Source organism: Bacillus sp. 2B09, assembly GCF_003946835.1.
Classification (GTDB): Bacteria; Bacillota; Bacilli; order Bacillales; family Bacillaceae; genus Bacillus; species Bacillus altitudinis.
In genome coordinates, this window is sequence record NZ_RPSG01000004.1 from 120,533 (window position 1) to 141,338 (window position 20,806).

The window sequence follows — 20,806 nt, forward strand, 5'->3', positions numbered from 1 at the left end:
GTACAATATGTTTCAACATAAATTTATGCCTATTTACAAGCCGATATGATAAAAACTTGTTTTCTGATAGGAGGGGACACTGCATTATTTAATGGTGAGCATCTTATTTAAAGCGAGCAATGCCTCTTTTGTCGTCTCTTCATTCACTTGAATCAAACCGACTGGCTCCCCTTTTTCAATGCTTTCAAGTGACCATAGTAGATGAGGCAGATCAATACGGTTCATTGTCAAACATGGACACATATCTGGATTGAGGGATTCGATTTGTTTGTCAGGGTGCTGGTCAATGATGCGTTTCACTAAATTCATTTCTGTTCCAATGGCCCACTTGCTTCCTGCTGGTGCCTGCTTGATCGTATCAATAATAAATTTCGTTGAACCAGCTAGATCAGAAGCCTTTACAACTTCATGTGTACACTCTGGATGAACAAGAATCTGTATGTCACGGTCTCGTTTTCTCGTTTGTTCAATATTCTCAATGGTAAATTTCTCATGAACAGAGCAATGACCTTTCCATAAAATCATTTTGATTCGATGAAGCGGTTGGTCGGTGATGAGCTTTTCTTCTATTTGATCCCAGACAGCCATTTCCTCTAGCGGAATCCCTAAATCATAGGCCGTGTTACGCCCTAAATGCTGATCAGGAAGAAAAAGAATCCGCTCTTTTTGGGTCAGCGCCCACTCCAATACTTTTTTAGCGTTTGAAGATGTGACAGTCGATCCGCCATGTTTGCCGACAAATGCTTTAATATCAGCCGTTGAGTTTACATAAGTCAGTGGAAGGATCGTATCTCCAAACAGCTCAGTGAGCTGATCCCACGCCCTGTCTGTTTGTTTCATATTCGCCATATCTGCCATTGAACAACCTGCTCTCATATCTGGCAAAAAGACGTGCTGATTCTTTTTTGATAGCATATCGGCCGTTTCTGCCATAAAATGAACCCCGCAAAATACAATGTATTCTGCTTCGTGATTGTCAGCAGCAATTTGTGCAAGCTGCAATGAATCACCTGTCACATCAGCAAATTGGATGACTTCATCTTTTTGATAATGATGACCCGGTATAAAAAGCTTTGATCCAAAGGCGCGTTTAATCTCTAATACTCTCTCTTTCATTTCATCATAAGAGCGCTGTTTATATTCATCTGGCATCATGGCTGTATGCTGCGCTGCTAACACATCAAGCATGGACATGAGTCGTTCCCCCTTTATGGCTGAATTTCATATTCATACTAAAATCGAATGATGGAGCAGAATGTGTGAGGAATCCAAGTGAAATAAGGTCTACACCTGTCCCCCGGTAGTTAGCCACATTCTCTAACGTGATGCCGCCTGATGCCTCTGTCAATATGGTTTCAGGGGTCATTAGTTTAAAGCGCTTCACTTCGTCTGGAGAGCAGTTGTCAAACATGATGACATCTGCTTTGGCTTCAATGGCTTCCATCAGCTGTGCTTCTGATTCAATTTCCACTTCAATTTTCACCATATGACCGGCGTATGCTCTTGCTTTCTCCACAGCTTCCCTGATAGAACCACAAGCCGCAATATGATTATCTTTAATCATCACCCCATCTGATAAGCCGAAACGATGATTCTTTCCGCCTCCGACTTTTACTGCGTACTTCTCCAGCATGCGCAAACCGGGTGTCGTCTTTCTCGTATCACAAATCGTAATTGATGGATCAGCTAATCGCTCTACTGCTTCATGCGTTAGTGTAGCAATCCCTGTCATTCTTTGTAGGATATTCAACACCACCCGCTCCCCTTTCAGCAAATCGTTGACGGGGCCTGTTATTTGTGCCAGTACAGCCCCTTCATGAATCCAATCACCTTCCTGGAAAAACAGCTCAGTTTGAACTTGTTCATTCAGCAGTTTGTATCCCATATCAATGACTTGCGTCCCGGCCAATACGCCTGATTGTTTCGCCATGATGTAAGCTGTTCCTTTCTTGTCTCCAAAGATGGCATCAGCGGACACATCTCCAAACCCAATATCTTCTTTTAAAAAATAAGTGAGCATTTGCTTTAACTGTAAACGTTCCATTTGGCACCAATCCTTTCATTTTTTACGATATAAATATGGCCCTGTTCATGTACAATCTGTTTTGCTCGCCACGAAGCATCATGCCGATTAGGATAATCTGTGCGATAATGACCGCCCCTGCTCTCTGTTCGGAGTAATGCGGATTTGACAAGGCATATGGCTAAAGCCCATTGATTAGTTATTTCGATCTGTTCATTTGTGATATTCTTCACATTGATTTGCTGAAAAGAGACTTGTTCTAAATGATCGAGCAAAGTCTGTAAGCCTTTCTCATCTCTCACAATTGCGGCATATGCTGTCATCCATTTTCTGAGCTGAGCCAGTGACACCATTGGGACAGACCATAATTCTTGAATGGAAGGAGCAAGGTTTTTATCTTGCCAGGTTTGCAACCGCTCAATATACCGTGCTGCGTTGTTTCCTAGAACGAGACCTTCTAAGAGCGAATTACTTGCCAGTCGATTGGCGCCATGTAAACCTGTACAAGCAGCTTCACCAATGGCGAAAAGTGATGGAACTGTTGTTTCTCCATGTTCATTCACCTTAATTCCACCCATTAAAAAGTGCATACCGGGTGAAACTGGCAGCCTTCCGCTTGCCATATCAACTCCCGCACGCTGACACATAGAAGCAATCGCAGGAAAACGTGCAGAAAAATGCGGAATATCACGGATGTTAAGATAAATGGAATGACCGAGTTGCTGCTCATGGAAAATGGTCCTTGCCACCACATCTCTAGGCGCTAAATCGCTCTGCGGGTGGATTCCTTTCATGATCCGCCTGCCTGATTCATCTTCTAAATAGGCGCCCTCTCCCCTGACTGCCTCTGATACGAGACCGATCGCTTTACCTGAAGTGGTCAAAAGGGTCGGATGGAATTGCACAAATTCGAGATCTACTAGCTGTGCCCCTGCGCGATAGGCCATCATCAGACCGTCTCCTGTCACAGACGGATCATTTGTGTTTGTCTCATATAAGGATCCACAGCCGCCAGTGGATAATACAACTGCATCTGCGGTCATTGTATGTACATGACCTTTTTCGTCTTTCCACACAACACCTGTACATACCCCATCATGAACTAACAGATCCATGACATGATGGTTTTCGTATACATGAATGTGTGAGCCGAGCTTCCCTTTCAAAAACTGCACGAGGGTTTTTCCCGTTTGATCTCCCCCTGCATGCAGAATACGATGGGTCGTATGGGCTCCCTCTTTACCTAACTGTGGGATTCCCGTTTCATCTCGATCAAATGGGCAGCCCTCTTCTACGAGCTTCTTTACAAGATCTTTTCCATGACGGACGATCTCCTGTACAGTTTTGTCATCATTGTGACCACACCCCGCAGCTAAAGTGTCTTGCACATGCTGATCGACAGAATCATGTGCGGAAAAGGCTGCAGCGATTCCCCCTTGTGCGAGCATGGAATTACTAGAGGAAAATTGTTTTTTTGTCATCATGATGACTTGGCAGTTCTCTGAGATCGAATTCACAAAGGAAAGAGCCGCAATGCCCGACCCCACCACAATGACTTTTTTAATAGATGACACAATTGCCCCTCCTGTCATTTACACCTGTCTTGACACATATCATTACACAACACTACAATAAATACAAGAAAAAATTTTCACACAGGAGATGGATGGATTTGATTTATTTAGATTATGCAGCTTCTACACCTGTTTCTGAGGAATCACTGCATGTATTTCAGCAGTTGAGCAAAGAATGTTACGGAAATGCGAGCAGCCTGCATGATGCAGGAGGAAGAGCAAATGAAATCTTGGCTTACAGCAGACAATCACTTGCAGCGATTCTAGGGGGCGAACCTGATGGCATTTACTTTACAAGTGGCGGAACTGAATCCAATATCCTTGCGATTCAATCGATCATAAATGGGCTGCCTCCACATAAACAGCATGTCATTACCACATCAGTAGAGCACCCTTCCGTTCATCATGCGGTCAATGCCTTGCAGCGTCTCGGTGTGAAGGTGACGGTCATAGACCCGAATCAAGAAGGAATTATCACAAAGGAGATTCTCAAACAGGCTCTATTGCCTGAAACCGGACTAGTATCCATCCAGCATGCCAACTCAGAAACTGGGATTATTCAGCCATTAGCTGAATTAGCGACGCTCTTAAAAGAAAGAGATATTCTTTTTCATACAGATGCAGTGCAGACATTCGGAAAAATGCATGTGTCGATTAAAGAACTTGGGGTTGATGCCCTCTCCATTTCGAGTCATAAAGTGTATGCACCTAAGGGCGCCGGTGCTGTCTATATGGGAACACATGTCCCTTGGAAGCCTATATATCAACATACTGTACAGGAAAATGGTCTACGCCCAGGGACAGTGAACGTTCCATGTATCGGTGCTTTTGTTGCCGCGAGCGAGCAAATCATGCTGAAAATAGATCAACAGCAACAGCTAGATATTCAGCTTCGTGATTATTTTCTTCAGCAGCTAAAAAAAAGGCAGCTGCCTGTCCGCATGCTGCAAGAAAGTGACCAGCGCCGCACGCTCCCTCATATTATTGGTTGTTTTTTTGAAGGGTTTGAAGGACAATATGTAATGTTAGCTTGTAATCGGCAGGGAATTTGTATATCTACTGGAAGTGCATGCGCTTCTGGTTATCATCACCCTTCCCCTGCTGTAAAGGCATTACATGTATCAGATCGTGATGCCCTTCAATTCATTCGACTATCATTTGGACGAGGATCATCAAAGGATGACATCGATCAGCTTTTGCATACATTTGAGCGCTTGCAAAAGGAGAAGAAAGGAGCATAAAACGTGGAACAAGAGAGAAAACTCATTGGCGAAGAAAGAAGAAACGCCATTTTAAAGTGGCTGAAAGAGACAGATACACCACTCACTGGAAGTTTTTTAGCCAAAAAAGCCGCTGTCTCACGACAAGTCATTGTACAAGATATTTCATTACTCAAAGCAAAAAACGAACCCATTATTGCCACAAGCCAAGGCTATGTGTATATGGCGCAGCATACACCGGAAACTGAAATTGAACAGATTATCGCTTGCAAGCACGATCCTCATCGTACAGAAGAGGAGCTCACACTGATTGTAGACTACGGTGTAACGGTGAAAGACGTGATGATTGAGCACCCTGTCTACGGGGAGCTAACGGCCTCTATTCGAGTGAGTACGCGCAAACAAGTGGCTGACTTCGTTCATCATATTTCTAATACAGGCGCCTCCTACTTATCAGAGCTGACAGACGGCGTACACTTACATACCCTTACTTCCTACAGCCAAAAGCAGCTTGACCAAGCCATTCAAGCGCTTGATGACGCTGGATTTCTCATTAAAGACTAAAAAAATAGTGTCCCCTGCAGGACACTATTTTTCATTCGTTAATTCATATGTTTGATAGCTGCCGAGTAGTTTCACTTCACAGCCAATCGCTTCTAATTCTTGAATGGCGCCAGGGACAAGTACATCATCCATCTCTTTTTCGATATCAATGATAAATAAATAGTGTCCAAGGCCTGTTTTTGTCGGACGCGATTCAATTTTGGACAAATTGAGATTCCGCCATGAAAAAGCTGATAACACGCGGTGCAATGCACCAGACTGATCATCCTTTGGCAGGCTGACAACAATGGTCGTTTTTGGCTTTGAAGAAAAACCAGAATTCATTGGGAACGATGCCTTCGCCTCTTTATGTAAAATAACAAAACGTGTATGATTGTGCGGATAATCATGAATGTCTTTTTTCGCAATCGTCAATCCGTACGTTTTTGCGGCGATTTCATTCGCAATCGCACCAACAGCTTCATCTGGATGCTCACTGATGTATTTTGCTGCATAGCCTGTTGATTCCACTGGCCGATGCGGAATATCAGGGAACTGCCTCTTCAAAAATTGATGACACTGCGCAATGGCGTGCGGATGTGACTGAATCACATCTAATGTCTCCCAGCTCTCCGCTCTCGATGGATGGACAAGCAGGTGCTGACGAATCGGTGCTGTCATTTCGCCTACAATGGACAAAGCGTCCTCATGAATTAAATAATCAATCGTTAAGTTCACAGATCCTTCGAGTGCATTTTCAAGTGGAACGACCGCCAAATCTACTTCTCCCTTTGACACGGCATCCATACATTGCGGAATGGTTGCATAAGCCCGTTGCTCTGCTTCTTTTGGAAAACAAGAACAGACAGCCAAATGAGTAAATGTGGCCTCTGGTCCAAAGTAACCTACCGTTAATTGCTTCATCTGCTATGATCTCTCCTTTTACGCCCCAGAACCTAGAATTTCAACTTTTTCGACAAATTCAAGTTTTCTTAATTGATTCATGACTGTATTGATATCATCTGCCATGCCGGCCGTACTGATTGACAGGGTAACATTCGCTCTTCCTTGCAGCGGAATCGTTTGGTGAATGGATAACACATTACAGCCAGAGTCAGCCACAATTTGCAGCAGCCTAGACAGAGCCCCAGACCGATCCTCCAGGTGGAAAAACAATGTGATGATCTGCTCTTTGACCATCGTATAAAATGGAAAAACAGCATCTCGATATTTATAAAAAGCACTGCGGCTTAAATCCGCTTTTTGAACAGCATCGGCAACTGAATCCGCTTTTTTGCGATCGAGAAGCTTTTTGACTTCAAGCGTTTTTCGCATCGCATCCGGAAGTACATCCTCTCTTACTAAATAGAACGTTTCTTCTTTCACCTGTTTTCTCCCCTTTTAAAAACGGGAGAGCCCATGAACTGGACCCTCCTTTTGATCAATCGATAAATTCAAATTCAAATTCAAGCAGACGAATGATGTCTCCATCTTTAGCACCACGTTCACGCAGGGCATCATCAACGCCCATTCCGCGCAGCTGTCTAGAGAATCGTTTCACTGACTCGTCTCTTGAGAAATCTGTCATCTTAAACAGTCGCTCAAGTGCTTTACCAGTTAAGACAAACGTACCATCAGGATCTCTTGAGATCTCAAATGCTGCTTCTCCTTCATCAAACTTGTACATCACACGGTTATCAGAGAGCTCTTCTTCATTGTAGAGCGGGAATTCCGGTGTTGTTTCAAGCTGATTGGCAATTTCAAATAAGAGCTCACGAAGCCCTTCTCTTGTGATCGCACTAATTGGGAACACTTTATAGTCATCTGTTAATTTTTCTTTAAATGCCGCTAGATTGTCAGCTGCATCCGGCATGTCCATTTTGTTCGCTACAATGATTTGCGGACGCTCTGTCAATCTCATGTTGTATTGCTCAAGCTCTTCGTTAATCGTCACGTAATCTTCGTATGGGTCACGCCCTTCAAGTCCAGACATATCAATGACATGGACAATGACACGTGTACGTTCAATGTGGCGTAAAAATTGATGACCTAAGCCAACACCTTCGTGCGCTCCTTCGATCAGTCCTGGCAGATCCGCCATGACAAAGCTTCGGTTATCGTCTGTTTCAACAACTCCGAGGTTTGGCACAAGCGTTGTAAAATGATAATCCGCAATTTTTGGTTTCGCAGAAGAGACAATCGAAAGCAGTGTTGACTTCCCGACACTTGGGAAACCAACAAGTCCAACATCTGCAAGTACTTTTAATTCTAAGATGACGTCACGTTCTTTACCTGGCTCACCGTTTTCAGACAGCTGTGGTGCAGGGTTTGCTGGTGTTGCGAAGCGTGAATTTCCACGTCCGCCACGTCCACCTTTGGCAATCACAGCCCGCTGTCCATGCTCTGTCAAGTCAGCTAGTACTTGTTCCGTCTCAGCATCTGTCACCACTGTACCCGGCGGAACTTTAACAATCATTTCTTCCGCATTTCGGCCATGCTGATTTTTACTCATTCCATGCTCACCGCGGTCCGCCTTGAAATGACGCTTATAACGAAAGTCCATCAACGTTCTGAGTCCTTCGTCTACTTCAAATACTACATCTGCACCATTTCCGCCGTCGCCGCCTGCTGGCCCGCCTTTTGGCACATATTTTTCACGACGGAACGCCACCATACCGTTTCCGCCGTCACCGCCTTTAACATACACTTTAACCTGATCTACAAACATAACTTCCTCCGTTTCTCTGCATCACATATCTCGTTCTTGCCTCAAACAAAGCTCAATCATGGACTCGTGATTCGTCACATGAAATTGCGTTATACTCATACATGGATAGTTTGCGTCATGAAACGCATTTAACGCATCCAAACTTGTTAATTTTCCTTTGAAATCAAAATATAAGATCACATCATTCTCTTCATGATCCGTTTGGAAAGTGACCGTTAAATGATTTTCAGTTTTTTGGCAAACTGATTGATCGAATATCGAAAACAACTCCCGTGATACCGTTAGCAGCTGCGATTCATATGCTGATAAGTCTCGGGTTTCACCAAGCACTTCATATTCTAGGGTGATAAAATGCGACTCCCAATTAAAGGTTAGAAAGTAATAGGCCAATTGGGGAATTTTTAAATTTGAGAGTTTGGATTCATGCTGTGCTTCAATGACCATTTCTTCTATTATTTCGAACACTCGGTCATATTTTTCTAATGTCAAGTTGCCTTTGATTAACTGCAATTTATTCATCCAGTCGTGTCTTGAACGACTAAGTAGATGGATCAATTCATTCGTTAATGCAACGTGAGTTAATTTTTCGTTTTGTTTACTTGGTATCTCTTCCATTATCGCACTCCCAATCGTTTGGTCTCTCTTTTAGGAGTCTTATCATCAATATGTCTCCCTGAATTATAACAGAGAAGACAGCATAGAAAAACACTAGTTATGTGAGGAAAGGTTGTTTTTTCTGATCGTATAGGAGAAAATGAGGCAAAGTCAGCAAACATTCTTTGATATTTATGGAGTGCATCTTCTTTTATCATCTTCGGTACTACTTGTAAAAAGCGCAAAAGCTCCCTGAATAGTGAAAAAAACTCCAGTCAATGACCGGAGTTTTTAGCAATTATTGTGCCGCAGGATATACGCTCACTTTTTTACGGTCACGACCGAAACGTTCGAATTTAACTGTTCCGTCGATTTTAGCGAAAAGAGTGTCGTCGCCTCCGCGTCCAACGTTTTCACCTGGATAGATTTTCGTTCCACGTTGACGATAAAGGATAGAACCACCAGTTACGAATTGACCATCAGCACGTTTAGCGCCTAAACGTTTAGACTCAGAGTCACGTCCGTTCTTTGTAGAACCTACCCCTTTTTTAGATGCGAAAAATTGAAGATCTAATCTAAGCATGAAGTTCACCTCCTATTTTTTTGTAGATATTCTCACATAATCGTGATAATCTCGTTCAATTGTTTCTAAGGAAACGACCATGCCTTCTAAAAGCAACTGGGCTTTTTCAAAGGTGACTGGATCTGTATCAGCTGGCAGTTCAAAAGAGAAATACCCGCCTTTATCTCCAATATCAAGCAGTGGATCCATTCCTGTCAGTGCAATAATTGAATTGACTGACCCGAAAACAACAGCAGATACACCTGCACAAACGAGATCCTGACCTTTTTCAGCAAACTCGGCATGTCCAGTCATCTGAAAAGACGTAATGCTTTCATCTGCTGGCGACCGAGTAATGGTTGCTTTGATCATATCACTCACACGCCTTAAGCGTTGATTTTTTCGATAACAACTTTAGTGTAAGGTTGACGATGACCTTGTTTCTTGTGGTTGTTTTTCTTCGGTTTGTACTTGAACACAGTAATTTTCTTACCGCGACCTTGTTTTTCAACTTTAGCCGTTACTGTTGCTCCAGCAACTGAAGGGTTACCCACTTTGACAGTGTCTCCGCCGACAAACAATACGTTTTCGAAAGTAACTGTTTCACCTGCTTCAGCAGCTAGTTTTTCAACATAAACAGTTTGACCTTCTTCAACTTTTACTTGTTTACCACCAGTTTCGATAATTGCGTACATCTCTGCACCTCCTAATAAACTCAGACTCGCCGAATACAGGGGGCCAATAGGCACTTTACACCTGCTCCGCGCGGTTGTAGCACGGGTGCTACATATCCATAACATTAAAAAATATATCAAATTAGACGCTGAATGTCAATGTATTTTCACCATTAGTACGGCAAAAGAAGATCTTCCATGGAAGAGGTGGTTCTTCGATCTGAAAAATAAGCATGGAGCAATTCATTTTCATCGAGCTGGCTCATTTTCACACCATTCCGTTCGATAATAATGGGATGCTTACAGCCCCTTTGGAATCGCGCCATCACTTCATATATTTTCTCCTCAGCACTGGCTCTCAGCGGAATGAGTTTCTCTACCTTTTGCTCTTTTTTACCGTAATAACGTTCTAGTAAAAAACGTACCCTGATATAATGCCGCTGCCGGTGCTCCATCACAAGCGAGTAGGCTAAAAAAGTGAGCAGGATCCAGCCGTTGAATTGCAGCGGAGCAAAACAGAGTAACCCTGCTGTCAAAAGACCGAAAAAAATGAGTGAGCCTTTTATTGCAAGGGCGTGTGCCTGTTGGAAAGGGTAAAAAACAGATAAGAGCAAAAAGAATAATTTTCCGCCATCAAGCGGCCAAATGGGCAAAAGGTTCACTAGAAAAATCGCTATATTATAAAAAGTAAACATCGTAAAGACGTCATATGAAATAAGTGAGGCTTCCATGAGAAGCCAGGCGACGAGCTGGAGCGGGACATGCTGAATCGGTCCGCATAAAATGACCGCCAGTTCTTCTTTTAGCGGACGGTTGCCATGCTCTTCTACTTCTACCGCCCCGCCAAATGGCAGTAAAAACATCCGCCGAATCCGCCAGTGATAATAACAAGCAGCCGCTGCATGTCCAAGCTCATGGACACAGACGATGATGAGTAAACAAAGCAGCGGCCTAATTTGACCTGATAGCATGGCAAATGCCATGACTATCCAAAGGAGCGGGTGAACATGGACCTTTGTCAGCATGAGTAGCCATCTATTCAAAGGTCATCACCTGAATGGGATCAATAAACTGTTCATTTTGCTTAATGGCGAAGTAATATGTCCCCTTCCCTTGTTCATCAAGCGCAATTTGACCAATTTTTTCCCCCTTATCGACAAAATCGTATAAAGCCACATCAGCTTCTTTTAGTTGGCCGTACCAGCTATAGCTGTTATCTGCATGCTGCACCACGACTGTGAGCCCTGTATCACTTTTCTTTTTCACTTCTACGACATAGCCTTCTTTCATACTATCGATGGCTTCAGCAGATGTTTCAACTTTCACTCCGGCACCATTTTGCGTAAAGGATTCCTGTACTTTTCCAGAGGCAGGGACAGCCAGTTCTTGATTGGCTTGTACGTCCTTTTGCCCTTCTTTTCTATCGGTTAAAAAGGCAAGTGGGTTTCCGACAGTTTTCTCAAACCACCGGTTGGCGGCGGCAAATTGAAAATCTTGTTCAAAGGTTTGACTGATCATCGGCTTCAGCTGCTGAAAAGGCCCCGCCTGCCCTTTAAATGAAATAGCGGCAATCAGTACAAGAGAGGCAGAAAGTAAACATTTAAGCACAAATGTATTTGAATGAAATAACGGATGGCGAAATTTTTTCGTTTGGTGAGACGTTGACTCGTAGGAAGCCGAGCCAGAATGCTTTTCTTCTTCTGTTAACATGACCCATGGCGGAATATCATCTTTCTTCTTGAAAGCTGCCTTCTTAGGGGCAGCAGCTGGCTGCTTCATTTTGCGGCGCTGCGCTATTTTCTTTCGATACTCGTCCACTCTTTTCATAAGATCACCCTTTACATACAAACAGTTTGTACATTTTATGTGGCGACCTCATATGATATGCAACAAAAAGACCGATTCTCATCGAATCGGTCTCATCTCACGTGAATCATTATGCTCTTACACCGAAAAATGCTTTCAGCTTTGCAAACATCCCTTTGTTTTCTTCTTCAAAGGATTGAAGAGGAACAGATTCACCTAGTACGCGGCGAGCAATATTGCGATACGCAATGGAAACTTTATTTTTAGCATCCATGACAATCGGTTCACCATTGTTTGAAGCCTTAATGACGTCATCATCATCGGCTACAATGCCGAGAAGATCAATTGATAAATGATGGACAACTTCATCCACATCCATCGAATCGCCATTTTTCGCCATGTGTGTACGAATGCGGTTCACAATCAAACGAGGCGGTTCAATATCCTCTTGTTCCAGCAAGCCGATAATTCGGTCTGCATCTCTCACAGCTGAGATTTCAGGTGTCGTGACCACAATCGCTTTGTCAGCACCTGATACAGCATTTTTAAAGCCTTGCTCAATTCCAGCAGGGCAATCAATGACAACATAATCAAAGTCTTGTTTCAATGATTGAATTAATTCTTTAATCTGCTCCGGCTCTACCGCCGTTTTATCGCTTGTTTGAGCAGCAGGTAAAAGATACAAAAGATCCTCGAACCGCTTATCCTTCACAAGCGCTTGGTGAATCTTGCATCTTCCTTCTACTACATCGACTAGATCATAAATAATGCGGTTTTCAAGCCCCATCACGACATCTAAATTCCGAAGGCCGATGTCGGTATCAACTAGACACACTTTTTTTCCTTGAATTGCTAGTGCTGTGCCTAAGTTTGCAGATGTTGTTGTTTTGCCAACGCCGCCTTTTCCTGAGGTAATCACAATAGCCTCGCCCAATTTCACATTCCTCCCTCAAGCCTTGTCAGATTAGGTCTTATATGAGCCAATTGCTGCAGGCGTTCAATGATCATATTGCCATCTATATCTAAATAAGCACATTCCATTTCATTTCCATCTTCTTTTTGATCCGGTGCACGGTTAAACACCTGTGCGATGCGAAGCTGGGTTGGAATCATATGAGATGCTGCAATCACAGCTTGCTTGTTTCCATTACATCCAGCATGCGCTACACCTTTTAACGCACCGAGCACAAAAATATTCCCCCCTGCACGAATGGTTCCGCCAGGGTTGACATCTCCTATTAATAAGAGATCCCCTTCGACATAAAGCACCTGTCCAGAGCGTACAATTTTTGCTACAGAAGTAATCTCAGCCTCTGCTTTTAAACGTCTCGCCTCTTCAGTTGACATGACGTCACTTTCAATAGAGTGAATGACAAGATGTTCATTTTCAGACACCGCTTCAGTTAAACGCGCCTCTTGATCCTCTGTTAAATATCGAAAACCAAGTTTAATATGCACATTGACTTTATGTCCTTCTCTTCCGTCTGTATATTGCTCAAGTAATAGAACCTCTCGCAAGCCAGAAAGAAGGTCTTCAAACGAACAGTCATCATTTAACTGTAATGTTAATCCGTTTTTTGTACCTTTTATTGTCACATACTGCTGTTTTTGAGTTTTCAAGATGCTCACCTCAACAACATACTCATTTCGCCGTAATTGGACAAACTCCTGCTTTTATTCGTCGATCAGTCCTTGTTTCACATTGATGAAAAAGAGCCTAAGCGGCACAACAAGTATGAGAGACGCAGCAGTATTTAAAAGAATCGTTGGAATAAAGCGTTCGATGACATACGTATTAAAAGGCATAATATTTGGTTGAATCGTCGCTTGAACACCGTACACATAAAACTCCATCACTGCAACAGCAATCACCGACAGAAAGACAACGACTAACATATTCGTTTGGAGGACTTTGAAGGCTTTTGCTAACAAATAGCAGAGCGCACCAAAGCCAAACATATGAACACCAAGAATACCTGTATACGAAATATCATATAAAAGTCCAAAGACAAATCCATAAATCACACCATATTTTTGATTCACAAAAGCTGTCATAAATACAAGTGCGAGTAAGATGAAATGAGGTGCTAAAATTTGATTGTCTGAAACAAATGGGAGCTTCACTAAATCGACAAAAATACTGTCAAATACGAAAATAAACAACATGACGAAAGCAAGAAGGACACGTTTCACGAGCCTTCCTCCTTCGTTAATTGAGATGCATCTGCCGTACTTGTGCTGCGATTCACAACAATCACGCGGTCTAAATTATTGAGTTCAGCAGCTGGTTCTACATAAATAATTTTTGTCAGTCCGTAATGGTCCGGCTCAATTTCGCTTACCTTTCCAATCGTCAAGCCCTGCGGGAATACGCCCCCTGCTCCAGATGTTTCAACAAGATCTCCTTTTTTGACATCCCCATCAGCATCGGATTTTAAAATGTTCATTGTCAGCATTTTTTTCTTGCTGTCATAACCGTTAATAATTCCATTGAGTTCTTCTTTGCCCTTTTTCGCAAAAATTTTCGTTGAAATTCTATTATTTTGATCTGTAGAGCTTAGCAACCTTACAGTCGACGTAAAATTGTTGAGCTTATCACTTTCAATTTTCCCAATTAACGCACCACTCTCATTGGTGACCGCCATATCTTTTTCAACGCCTTGTTTTTTCCCTTTATCAATCATGACAAAACTATCCCAAAGGGACGGGTTTCTCGCAATGACTGTTGAAAGAATGGGCGTGTAGTCACGAATAGAGTTCACATACCCGAGCTGCTTGCGAAGCTTTTTGTTCTCATCTTCTAGTTCTTGAAGTTTCGCCTCATATTGGGTTTGTCCATCAAGTTTTTTTCGAAGACGCTCGTTTTCATCATATGTGTTCTTTAAATCTTGTACGTTCCCATAAATACCGGCAATAAATTGTGATGGTTTATGAAAGACACCTTGAAAAAAGCCTGTCGTATCCCCCACTAATTTTTCCGGCCATGAAGCACCTCTGCCGCTTTTCACTGAAAAACCAATCATGGCCACCAGTACGATGACACAGACAAGGAGCAACATTAATCTTTTATTCATAAAAAACTGCGGCATGTCTTACACCTCTTTATTTACGCCCAATTATCGATTATCTTTAGATTTTCCTTTGAACAAGTGAATATGTTCTAGTGCTTTCCCTGTTCCGATCGCCACACAGTCAAGCGGATCTTCAGCAATAATGACCGGCATTTTTGTTTCATCACTAATGACTTTGTCAAGATTACGCAGCAATGCACCGCCGCCTGTTAACACAATTCCACGGTCCATAATATCTGCTGCCAGCTCAGGTGGTGTTTTTTCAAGTGTCATTTTGACCGCATCGACAATTGTTTCCACCGTATCGCGAAGCGCTTTTGCAATTTCTTCTGCCGTAATAGAGATCGTTTTTGGCAGACCTGTTAAAAGGTCACGGCCGCGAATGTCCATCTCATCATGTACGTCAGGCTGCGCAGAACCGATTTCCATTTTAATCGCTTCTGACGTGCGATCACCAATCATAAGATTATACGTTTTACGAATGTAGCTGCTAATCGCATCATCCATCTCGTCTCCTGCAACACGGATCGATTGAGATGTTACAATACCGCCAAGTGAAATAATGGCTACTTCTGTTGTACCGCCGCCAATATCTACAACCATGCTTCCAGTTGGCTCCCATACAGGAAGGTTAGCACCGATTGCCGCAGCAAATGGCTCTTCAATAGGGTATGCGTCACGAGCACCAGCTTGTCTTGTTGCATCAATGACTGCACGCTCTTCTACTGCTGTAATACCAGATGGTACACACACCATCACATACGGTTTACGAGCAAAAAGCCCTTTACCTTTTAATGCTTGATTAATGTAATATTTCATCATTGTTGCTGTCGTCTCGTAGTCTGCAATGACTCCGTCTTTCATTGGGCGCAGTGCCACAACATTACCAGGTGTACGACCGATCATGTTTCTAGCGTCATTTCCAACCGCCACTATAGACTTCGTATCAGTTTCCAAAGCTACGACCGAAGGTTCTCTCACAACAATGCCTTTTCCTTTAATAAAAACAAGCGTATTCGCTGTTCCAAGATCTATTCCAAGGTCTTTTGTACCAATTCCAAACATATGTATGTATCTTCCTTTCTTAAACCAAAATTCCCTTTAGGGAAAAACTCATAAACTCTATTATATCGTAAAACATTGAAAAAAAAAGTGTTACAAATACCCTTTTTCCTTCAAACTCACAAATTTTTGATCACCGATCACTAGATGATCAAGCAGCTGTATTCCAATCAGCTTCCCACATTCAAAAAGTCGCTGTGTGACTTCAATATCTTCCCTGCTGGGCGTCGGATCTCCAGATGGATGGTTGTGCACACATATAAATGAAGCGGCCGAACGTTTAAAGGCCTCTTTAAAAATTTCGCGCGGGTGAACAATCGACGAATTTAGACTTCCGATAAACACAGTATGTTTATGAAGAACTTGATTTTTGGTATTGAGATAAAGACAAACGAAATTCTCCTGCGTCAAAAATCTCATATCTTCCATCACAAAATTCGCACCATCCTCCGGCGTGCGGATCACATAACGATTGTCCGTCGTTTGATGGTGTAATCTAGTGCCGAGTTCTAAAGCAGCTAAAAGAGAGATCGCCTTCGCTTTTCCAACTCCTCGAATCTTTGACAATTCTTCAATCGAAGCTTCCTTCACAGAACGAAGACCACCAAATGTTTGTAAAAGTCTTGCGGACACTTGAAGAACTGATTCCTTTTTTGTGCCTGTTCTCAAAAGAATCGCGACAAGTTCATGGTTTGATAAGCTGCTTGGGCCATATTTGACAAATCGTTCGCGCGGCTTTTCATCATGAGGAAAATGCTTCAGCAGCATAGGGAAATGATTCAAGATCTACACTCCTTTTTTGATTCCTTCCCGTCATCAAAAAGGGGTGATACCAAATGTTTCAAGCACTCTGACTGTTTTAGCAATAGGGAGTCCTACAACGGAAAAATAATCACCGTCTATTTTTTGTACAAACAGGGCACCTTTTCCTTGAATGCCGTAGCTTCCAGCTTTATCAAGAGGCTCACCGGTTTCAATATAGCGGTCTATTTCATCTTGTGTAAGCGGCCAAAATGTCACTTCTGTCTGTTCATAAAATGTTTCTTTTCTATTCTCTGATTGAATCGTGACACCAGTCAAGACTTGATGTGTCTTACCTGACAATAATTGAAGCATTGAGGCTGCATCTTCCTTGTCTTTTGGCTTTCCAAGACATTTGCCATCAATTGCAACAATTGTATCTGCACCAATGATCACAGCTTTGGGATGTATTTTTTGAATATCATTTGCTTTTTGTTCTGCCAACCATTGGACGTTCTCAGCAGGAGAAAGGTTTCGATTTATTTCTTCTTTTAAATCACTTGCTTGAATGTCATAAGAAAACCCTGCTAAATCAAGCAATTCTTTTCTTCTAGGTGATTGAGATGCGAGTATTAACTGGTTCATGTTTGTTCATCCTTTCAGGGTTTAGCCTAAGAAGTAAGATACCCATTCATCCTATCAAATGAACATCTTACCGACAATTGACGAAAATGCCATTTTCATGTTCCTACATCATTATGTTGGAAGCAAAAGAAAAAAACTAGTCATTTTTTGACTAGTTTGGCTGTTAAAAACATGATTTTACGTATTTAGTTGATCTAATAGCGCTTGCTGAGATTTCCAGCCATTTTCAGCAGATGGGTCATTTAAAAGCTGTACAGCTTTCAGCAAACTGCTTTTAGCTGGTGCGTCGGTTGTTTTGGCATTTTCGAGTTCAGAAATCAGCTGAGTGACTTCTTTTTGATCCACATCTTCTCCTGCAATCACCTTAGAGGATAAGACAGATGCCTTCTCTATTAAACCTGTCAGCTCATCCGGCACTTGAAACGAGAGCTCTTTTCCTCCCCATGCTTCAAAGTGCTGATCGATCAATTTTTTCCCAACGGCACTTGTCATGCCTTGTTCTGTGGCAAGTCCGGCAATCACATAATATCCATCATCCATTGATACCTTTTTACCTGCATATCCTGCCTCTTTTAAACTGTCCACTAAGTCATCTGCTCCTTTTTCAGAAGAAAACTTTCCAGCCTGCACCACAAAGGTTGAAAAATGACCTGATGCACTTTTTTCACCTTCATTGTCCTTTGACGTATCTGCAAGATTAGCCGGTGGTGCATCTCCCCCAGCTTTCGCCGAAGGCCCGCTTCCAGATGCTGAGACGCTGATATGATCGCCTCCTGATGGATTGGCAGATCCATCTTTACTTAAACTTAGTGCAAATACACCGAGGCCTGTCCCTAGAACGACTGCAAACACAATCGTTGTCATCACTCGTTTGAAGGGACCGCGGTTTTTACTGAACTTCTGGTCAAAAGAACCTTTTTTCTTTTGATAAGGTGTGACGACCTTTGGATCCGAATGGTAAATGTGATCAGCTGCATCGTCCCATTGAAAATCTTCTTCTTTCGGTTTGGACGGTTCTTCCTCGGAAGCGGCTGTCTCCTGTTCCGACTGCCTCTTTTCCTCCCAGTTCGAAAACGTCACTTGATCCCCTTGCTGTTTTTGAGGTTGATGCTCTTCTCCATGCAGCATTTCTTCCTTGCCATTAATATTGACCTTTAACCCTTGTTTTTTTGCCTGCCTTTTTTTCACTGTCATTCCCCGCTTTCTGACATTGTTTGTAAGAAAGACCTTCTGTCCAATGAAATAGCGCGAATGTAACCCGTCCTTCTTTCTGTTTCACACTTTAACATAGCCAATAAAAAAAAGAACAAGACTTTTGTCGGCAGGTTCAAAAAGTGTTCGCCAATTTTCTCATCCAAAAAAATGACCAATTGGGCTTAACAAATCACCACAAAAAAAGATAAAGCCAGAAAGAACAAGCGATGGCAGGAACAAAAGGAAAGGGTTCATTTGCCTTGTAAGAAAACACCTTTGCGTAAACCATTCCCGTGACAGACGAAAGAAAAAGAATGATCAGAAACGGCTTAAATCCGAAGCAAAATGCAAGCACACCAAATAGTTTGACATCCGCTCCCCCCATACTATTTGGCTTGAAATGTTCTAAACTATAAAACAAAAGAAGACAAATAAGAAGAGATGCCACTCCTTCCCACCAAATAAAAAGCGGTTCTTGCGTGCGGTATATGACGAAAAGAGGAAAAAAGAAGAGAAAGAGCTCGTTGGGTACTCTCATATAAAAAAGATCGCTCACGACAGCAATCACGAATAAACTACATAGACTCACAAGAAAAAGGCCCTCAAAAGAGAAACCAGCATGTCTATAAACGAGTAAAAAAAGGCCGCCTGTCAACAGCTCAACCAGTGGATAAAGCAAAGAGAGCCGGGTTCCACAATGCTTACATGACCCTTTCAATACAACATAAGAAACAAGCGGGAGCATGTCGTGAAAAGAAAGCGGCTCTTTACAAGCTCCGCATTGTGAACGAGGAAAAAGAATGGATCGCTTCATTGGAAGCCTCTCACCAACTAGGTGAAAAAATGACCCCATGATCATGCCTGAACAAAACATAAAAAAATCAATCAAATTAGGTGACTCCTTCCGGAAATAGAATAGACCGGATTGTACCATAGCGATTCACCTTTGATCACCTTGCGAAAAAGTGAATTTCCCCCTCTCCTACATATCAAAAGAAAAAAGACGCACACTGCATAGAAGCAATTTGCGTCTTTTCCTTACTGTAAAATACGACTTCGTACATCTGAGATAAAATAAAGCGAACCTGTCACCAGAATCATTGCTGCAGGGTCATCTCTTTTCTTCTGAATGATGTCAAGCACTGCACGAGGGTCTTCATCAAACGATTTTGCTTCTAAATGACTGCAAGCATAAAGCTTTTCCGCTGATTCAGCTCTTGGAAAGTCAAAGGAAACAAAATGAATCGATGAACTAATCCTTTCAAGCTTTTCGATCATTTGTTTGTAAGGTTTATCTTTTAACGCACTAAAACAAACATGAACCTGTTTACTGGAAAAATGAGCTTGTACAGTTTCGATTAAACGGTCCATTCCTTCTTCGTTATGAGCACCATCTAAATAAACAAGAGGCTCATCTTGGATTTTTTCAAATCTTCCAGCCCACACCGCTTGCCGAATTCCTTCATACACTTGCTCATCTAGCACATGGATATATCCTTCTTGCTCCAGCCATTCGATCAGTAGAACGGCAAGGGAGGCGTTCTGCCTTTGATGCGTTCCGATTAACCCTGTCTCTAGCTGCGAGTACTCCCTTTTTGGGGTAGTGAATGTGAAGCGTTCACCTGTTTCAGTCGGCTGCTGGTCCTTAAAGGTACAAGTATCATGTAACGAGATAAACGGCGCATTTTTTTCTTCTGCTTTGTGTTGAATCACAGTAAGAGCTTCCGCTTGATGAACGGCCGTGATCATCGGAATCCCAGCTTTAATAATGCCCGCTTTTTCTGCTGCAATCTGATCAAGTGTGTCACCTAAAATGGCCATATGATCGTGACCAATCGACGTAATTGCTGTTAAGATGGGCGCTGCCACATTTGTAGAATCAAGTCTTCCGCCAAGCCCTGTTTCCAAGAGGACAAAGTCTACTTGGTGCACATGGGCAAAATAAGCAAACGCACATGCTGTAATGATCTCAAACTCTGTTGCTGCACCAAGCTCTGTATCATCTAATTCATCAACTAAAGGCTTGATGTCGTTCACCAAACTCAGCCACTCTTCGTCCAAAATCGGCTCCCCATTAACACTAATTCGTTCATTGAACGTTAAAATAAATGGTGAGGTGAAGGTTCCAACTGAATAGCCCGCTGACTGTAAAATGGACCGAGTAAATGCAATCGTTGATCCTTTTCCATTTGTTCCAGCTACATGCACCGCTCTTATTTTTTGTTCAGGATGGTCTAGTCTGTCCATCAGCCATTTCATTCGTTCAAGTCCCGGTTTGACACCGAAAGCGAGTCTGCTATGAATCCATTCAATGGCTTCATGATAGGTTGTAAACAATGTCATCTCTCATTTCATACGAAATTTTCAAA

Annotated in this window: 24 protein-coding genes and 1 other annotated feature; of the genes, 2 read left to right on the forward strand and 22 right to left on the reverse strand. The window is 42.5% G+C overall.

The window, feature by feature from the left end:
- Positions 1-84 precede the first annotated feature (84 nt).
- From nadA to nadB, 3 genes are read right to left on the reverse strand one after another with little or no spacing between them, the layout of a single operon-like run.
- Positions 85-1,194: a quinolinate synthase NadA gene (nadA, locus tag EBQ12_RS10115; protein ID WP_007501511.1), complete on the reverse strand. Its 1,110-nt coding sequence runs from the start codon at positions 1,192-1,194 to the stop codon at positions 85-87.
- Positions 1,181-2,044 (reverse strand): carboxylating nicotinate-nucleotide diphosphorylase, encoded by an 864-nt coding sequence (gene nadC, locus EBQ12_RS10120; protein ID WP_125589889.1) that lies wholly within the window; start codon positions 2,042-2,044, stop codon positions 1,181-1,183. The genes nadA and nadC overlap by 14 nt, the downstream gene beginning before the upstream one ends.
- Positions 2,026-3,597 (reverse strand): L-aspartate oxidase, encoded by a 1,572-nt coding sequence (gene nadB / locus EBQ12_RS10125; protein WP_125589891.1) that lies wholly within the window; start codon positions 3,595-3,597, stop codon positions 2,026-2,028. The genes nadC and nadB overlap by 19 nt, the downstream gene beginning before the upstream one ends.
- A gap of 92 nt (positions 3,598-3,689) precedes the next feature.
- On the opposite strand from nadB, the gene EBQ12_RS10130 reads away from it, so the two are divergent.
- Both EBQ12_RS10130 and EBQ12_RS10135 read left to right on the forward strand, forming a co-directional pair.
- On the forward strand, positions 3,690-4,838 hold the full coding sequence (locus EBQ12_RS10130) for an IscS subfamily cysteine desulfurase (protein ID WP_125589893.1): 1,149 nt from the start codon (positions 3,690-3,692) through the stop codon (positions 4,836-4,838).
- A gap of 3 nt (positions 4,839-4,841) precedes the next feature.
- Entirely contained in the window at positions 4,842-5,381 is a 540-nt protein-coding gene (locus EBQ12_RS10135; RefSeq protein WP_024718395.1) for a transcription repressor NadR, read from the forward strand.
- Positions 5,382-5,405: 24 nt separating this feature from the next.
- Here the strand turns inward: EBQ12_RS10135 and pheA are convergent, their stop codons facing one another.
- The 19 genes from pheA to EBQ12_RS10230 form a co-directional block, all read right to left on the reverse strand.
- Positions 5,406-6,284, reverse strand: a complete 879-nt coding sequence (gene pheA, locus EBQ12_RS10140) for a prephenate dehydratase (protein WP_039167032.1) — start codon at positions 6,282-6,284, stop codon at positions 5,406-5,408.
- An 18-nt stretch (positions 6,285-6,302) separates the two neighbouring features.
- Positions 6,303-6,746 carry an ACT domain-containing protein gene (locus EBQ12_RS10145; RefSeq protein ID WP_008342790.1) on the reverse strand — a complete coding sequence of 148 codons (444 nt, stop codon included), beginning with the start codon at positions 6,744-6,746 and terminating at the stop codon, positions 6,303-6,305.
- A 55-nt stretch (positions 6,747-6,801) separates the two neighbouring features.
- On the reverse strand, positions 6,802-8,088 hold the full coding sequence (obgE, locus tag EBQ12_RS10150; RefSeq protein ID WP_007501521.1) for a GTPase ObgE: 1,287 nt from the start codon (positions 8,086-8,088) through the stop codon (positions 6,802-6,804).
- A 21-nt stretch (positions 8,089-8,109) separates the two neighbouring features.
- Entirely contained in the window at positions 8,110-8,703 is a 594-nt protein-coding gene (locus EBQ12_RS10155; RefSeq protein ID WP_007501522.1) for a sporulation initiation phosphotransferase B, read from the reverse strand.
- A 277-nt stretch (positions 8,704-8,980) separates the two neighbouring features.
- Entirely contained in the window at positions 8,981-9,265 is a 285-nt protein-coding gene (gene rpmA, locus EBQ12_RS10160; protein ID WP_003216586.1) for a 50S ribosomal protein L27, read from the reverse strand.
- A gap of 12 nt (positions 9,266-9,277) precedes the next feature.
- A complete protein-coding gene (locus EBQ12_RS10165; RefSeq protein WP_017367725.1) occupies positions 9,278-9,616 on the reverse strand; it encodes a ribosomal-processing cysteine protease Prp in 339 nt (112 codons plus the stop codon).
- A gap of 14 nt (positions 9,617-9,630) precedes the next feature.
- On the reverse strand, positions 9,631-9,939 hold the full coding sequence (gene rplU, locus EBQ12_RS10170) for a 50S ribosomal protein L21 (protein ID WP_003216781.1): 309 nt from the start codon (positions 9,937-9,939) through the stop codon (positions 9,631-9,633).
- A gap of 12 nt (positions 9,940-9,951) precedes the next feature.
- Positions 9,952-10,025, reverse strand: a sequence feature (ribosomal protein L21 leader region).
- 66 nt (positions 10,026-10,091) lie between these two features.
- Entirely contained in the window at positions 10,092-10,961 is an 870-nt protein-coding gene (locus EBQ12_RS10175; protein ID WP_125589895.1) for a M50 family metallopeptidase, read from the reverse strand.
- Positions 10,954-11,745 carry a M23 family metallopeptidase gene (locus EBQ12_RS10180; protein WP_050827517.1) on the reverse strand — a complete coding sequence of 264 codons (792 nt, stop codon included), beginning with the start codon at positions 11,743-11,745 and terminating at the stop codon, positions 10,954-10,956. The genes EBQ12_RS10175 and EBQ12_RS10180 overlap by 8 nt, the downstream gene beginning before the upstream one ends.
- 109 nt (positions 11,746-11,854) lie before the next feature.
- Positions 11,855-12,658, reverse strand: coding sequence for a septum site-determining protein MinD (gene minD, locus EBQ12_RS10185; protein WP_017358134.1), 804 nt, complete (start codon positions 12,656-12,658; stop codon positions 11,855-11,857).
- Positions 12,659-12,660: 2 nt separating this feature from the next.
- On the reverse strand, positions 12,661-13,344 hold the full coding sequence (minC, locus tag EBQ12_RS10190) for a septum site-determining protein MinC (protein ID WP_007501533.1): 684 nt from the start codon (positions 13,342-13,344) through the stop codon (positions 12,661-12,663).
- 54 nt (positions 13,345-13,398) lie between these two features.
- A complete protein-coding gene (gene mreD / locus EBQ12_RS10195) occupies positions 13,399-13,917 on the reverse strand; it encodes a rod shape-determining protein MreD (RefSeq protein ID WP_048002775.1) in 519 nt (172 codons plus the stop codon).
- Positions 13,914-14,813: a rod shape-determining protein MreC gene (mreC, locus tag EBQ12_RS10200; protein ID WP_007501536.1), complete on the reverse strand. Its 900-nt coding sequence runs from the start codon at positions 14,811-14,813 to the stop codon at positions 13,914-13,916. Before mreC ends, mreD begins: the two co-directional genes overlap by 4 nt.
- A 27-nt stretch (positions 14,814-14,840) precedes the next feature.
- Positions 14,841-15,860, reverse strand: a complete 1,020-nt coding sequence (locus EBQ12_RS10205) for a rod shape-determining protein (protein WP_007501538.1) — start codon at positions 15,858-15,860, stop codon at positions 14,841-14,843.
- Positions 15,861-15,950: 90 nt separating this feature from the next.
- Positions 15,951-16,625, reverse strand: coding sequence for a RadC family protein (gene radC / locus EBQ12_RS10210; RefSeq protein ID WP_026050121.1), 675 nt, complete (start codon positions 16,623-16,625; stop codon positions 15,951-15,953).
- Positions 16,626-16,673: 48 nt separating this feature from the next.
- A complete protein-coding gene (locus EBQ12_RS10215) occupies positions 16,674-17,243 on the reverse strand; it encodes a Maf family protein (protein WP_048002774.1) in 570 nt (189 codons plus the stop codon).
- A 177-nt stretch (positions 17,244-17,420) separates the two neighbouring features.
- Positions 17,421-18,437: an SPOR domain-containing protein gene (locus EBQ12_RS10220; protein WP_125589897.1), complete on the reverse strand. Its 1,017-nt coding sequence runs from the start codon at positions 18,435-18,437 to the stop codon at positions 17,421-17,423.
- A 190-nt stretch (positions 18,438-18,627) separates the two neighbouring features.
- Complete coding sequence (locus tag EBQ12_RS10225) at positions 18,628-19,371, reverse strand: prepilin peptidase (protein WP_346773440.1); 744 nt, start codon at positions 19,369-19,371, stop codon at positions 18,628-18,630.
- A gap of 104 nt (positions 19,372-19,475) precedes the next feature.
- Positions 19,476-20,780 carry a bifunctional folylpolyglutamate synthase/dihydrofolate synthase gene (locus EBQ12_RS10230; protein ID WP_125589899.1) on the reverse strand — a complete coding sequence of 435 codons (1,305 nt, stop codon included), beginning with the start codon at positions 20,778-20,780 and terminating at the stop codon, positions 19,476-19,478.
- Positions 20,781-20,806: the final 26 nt, after the last annotated feature.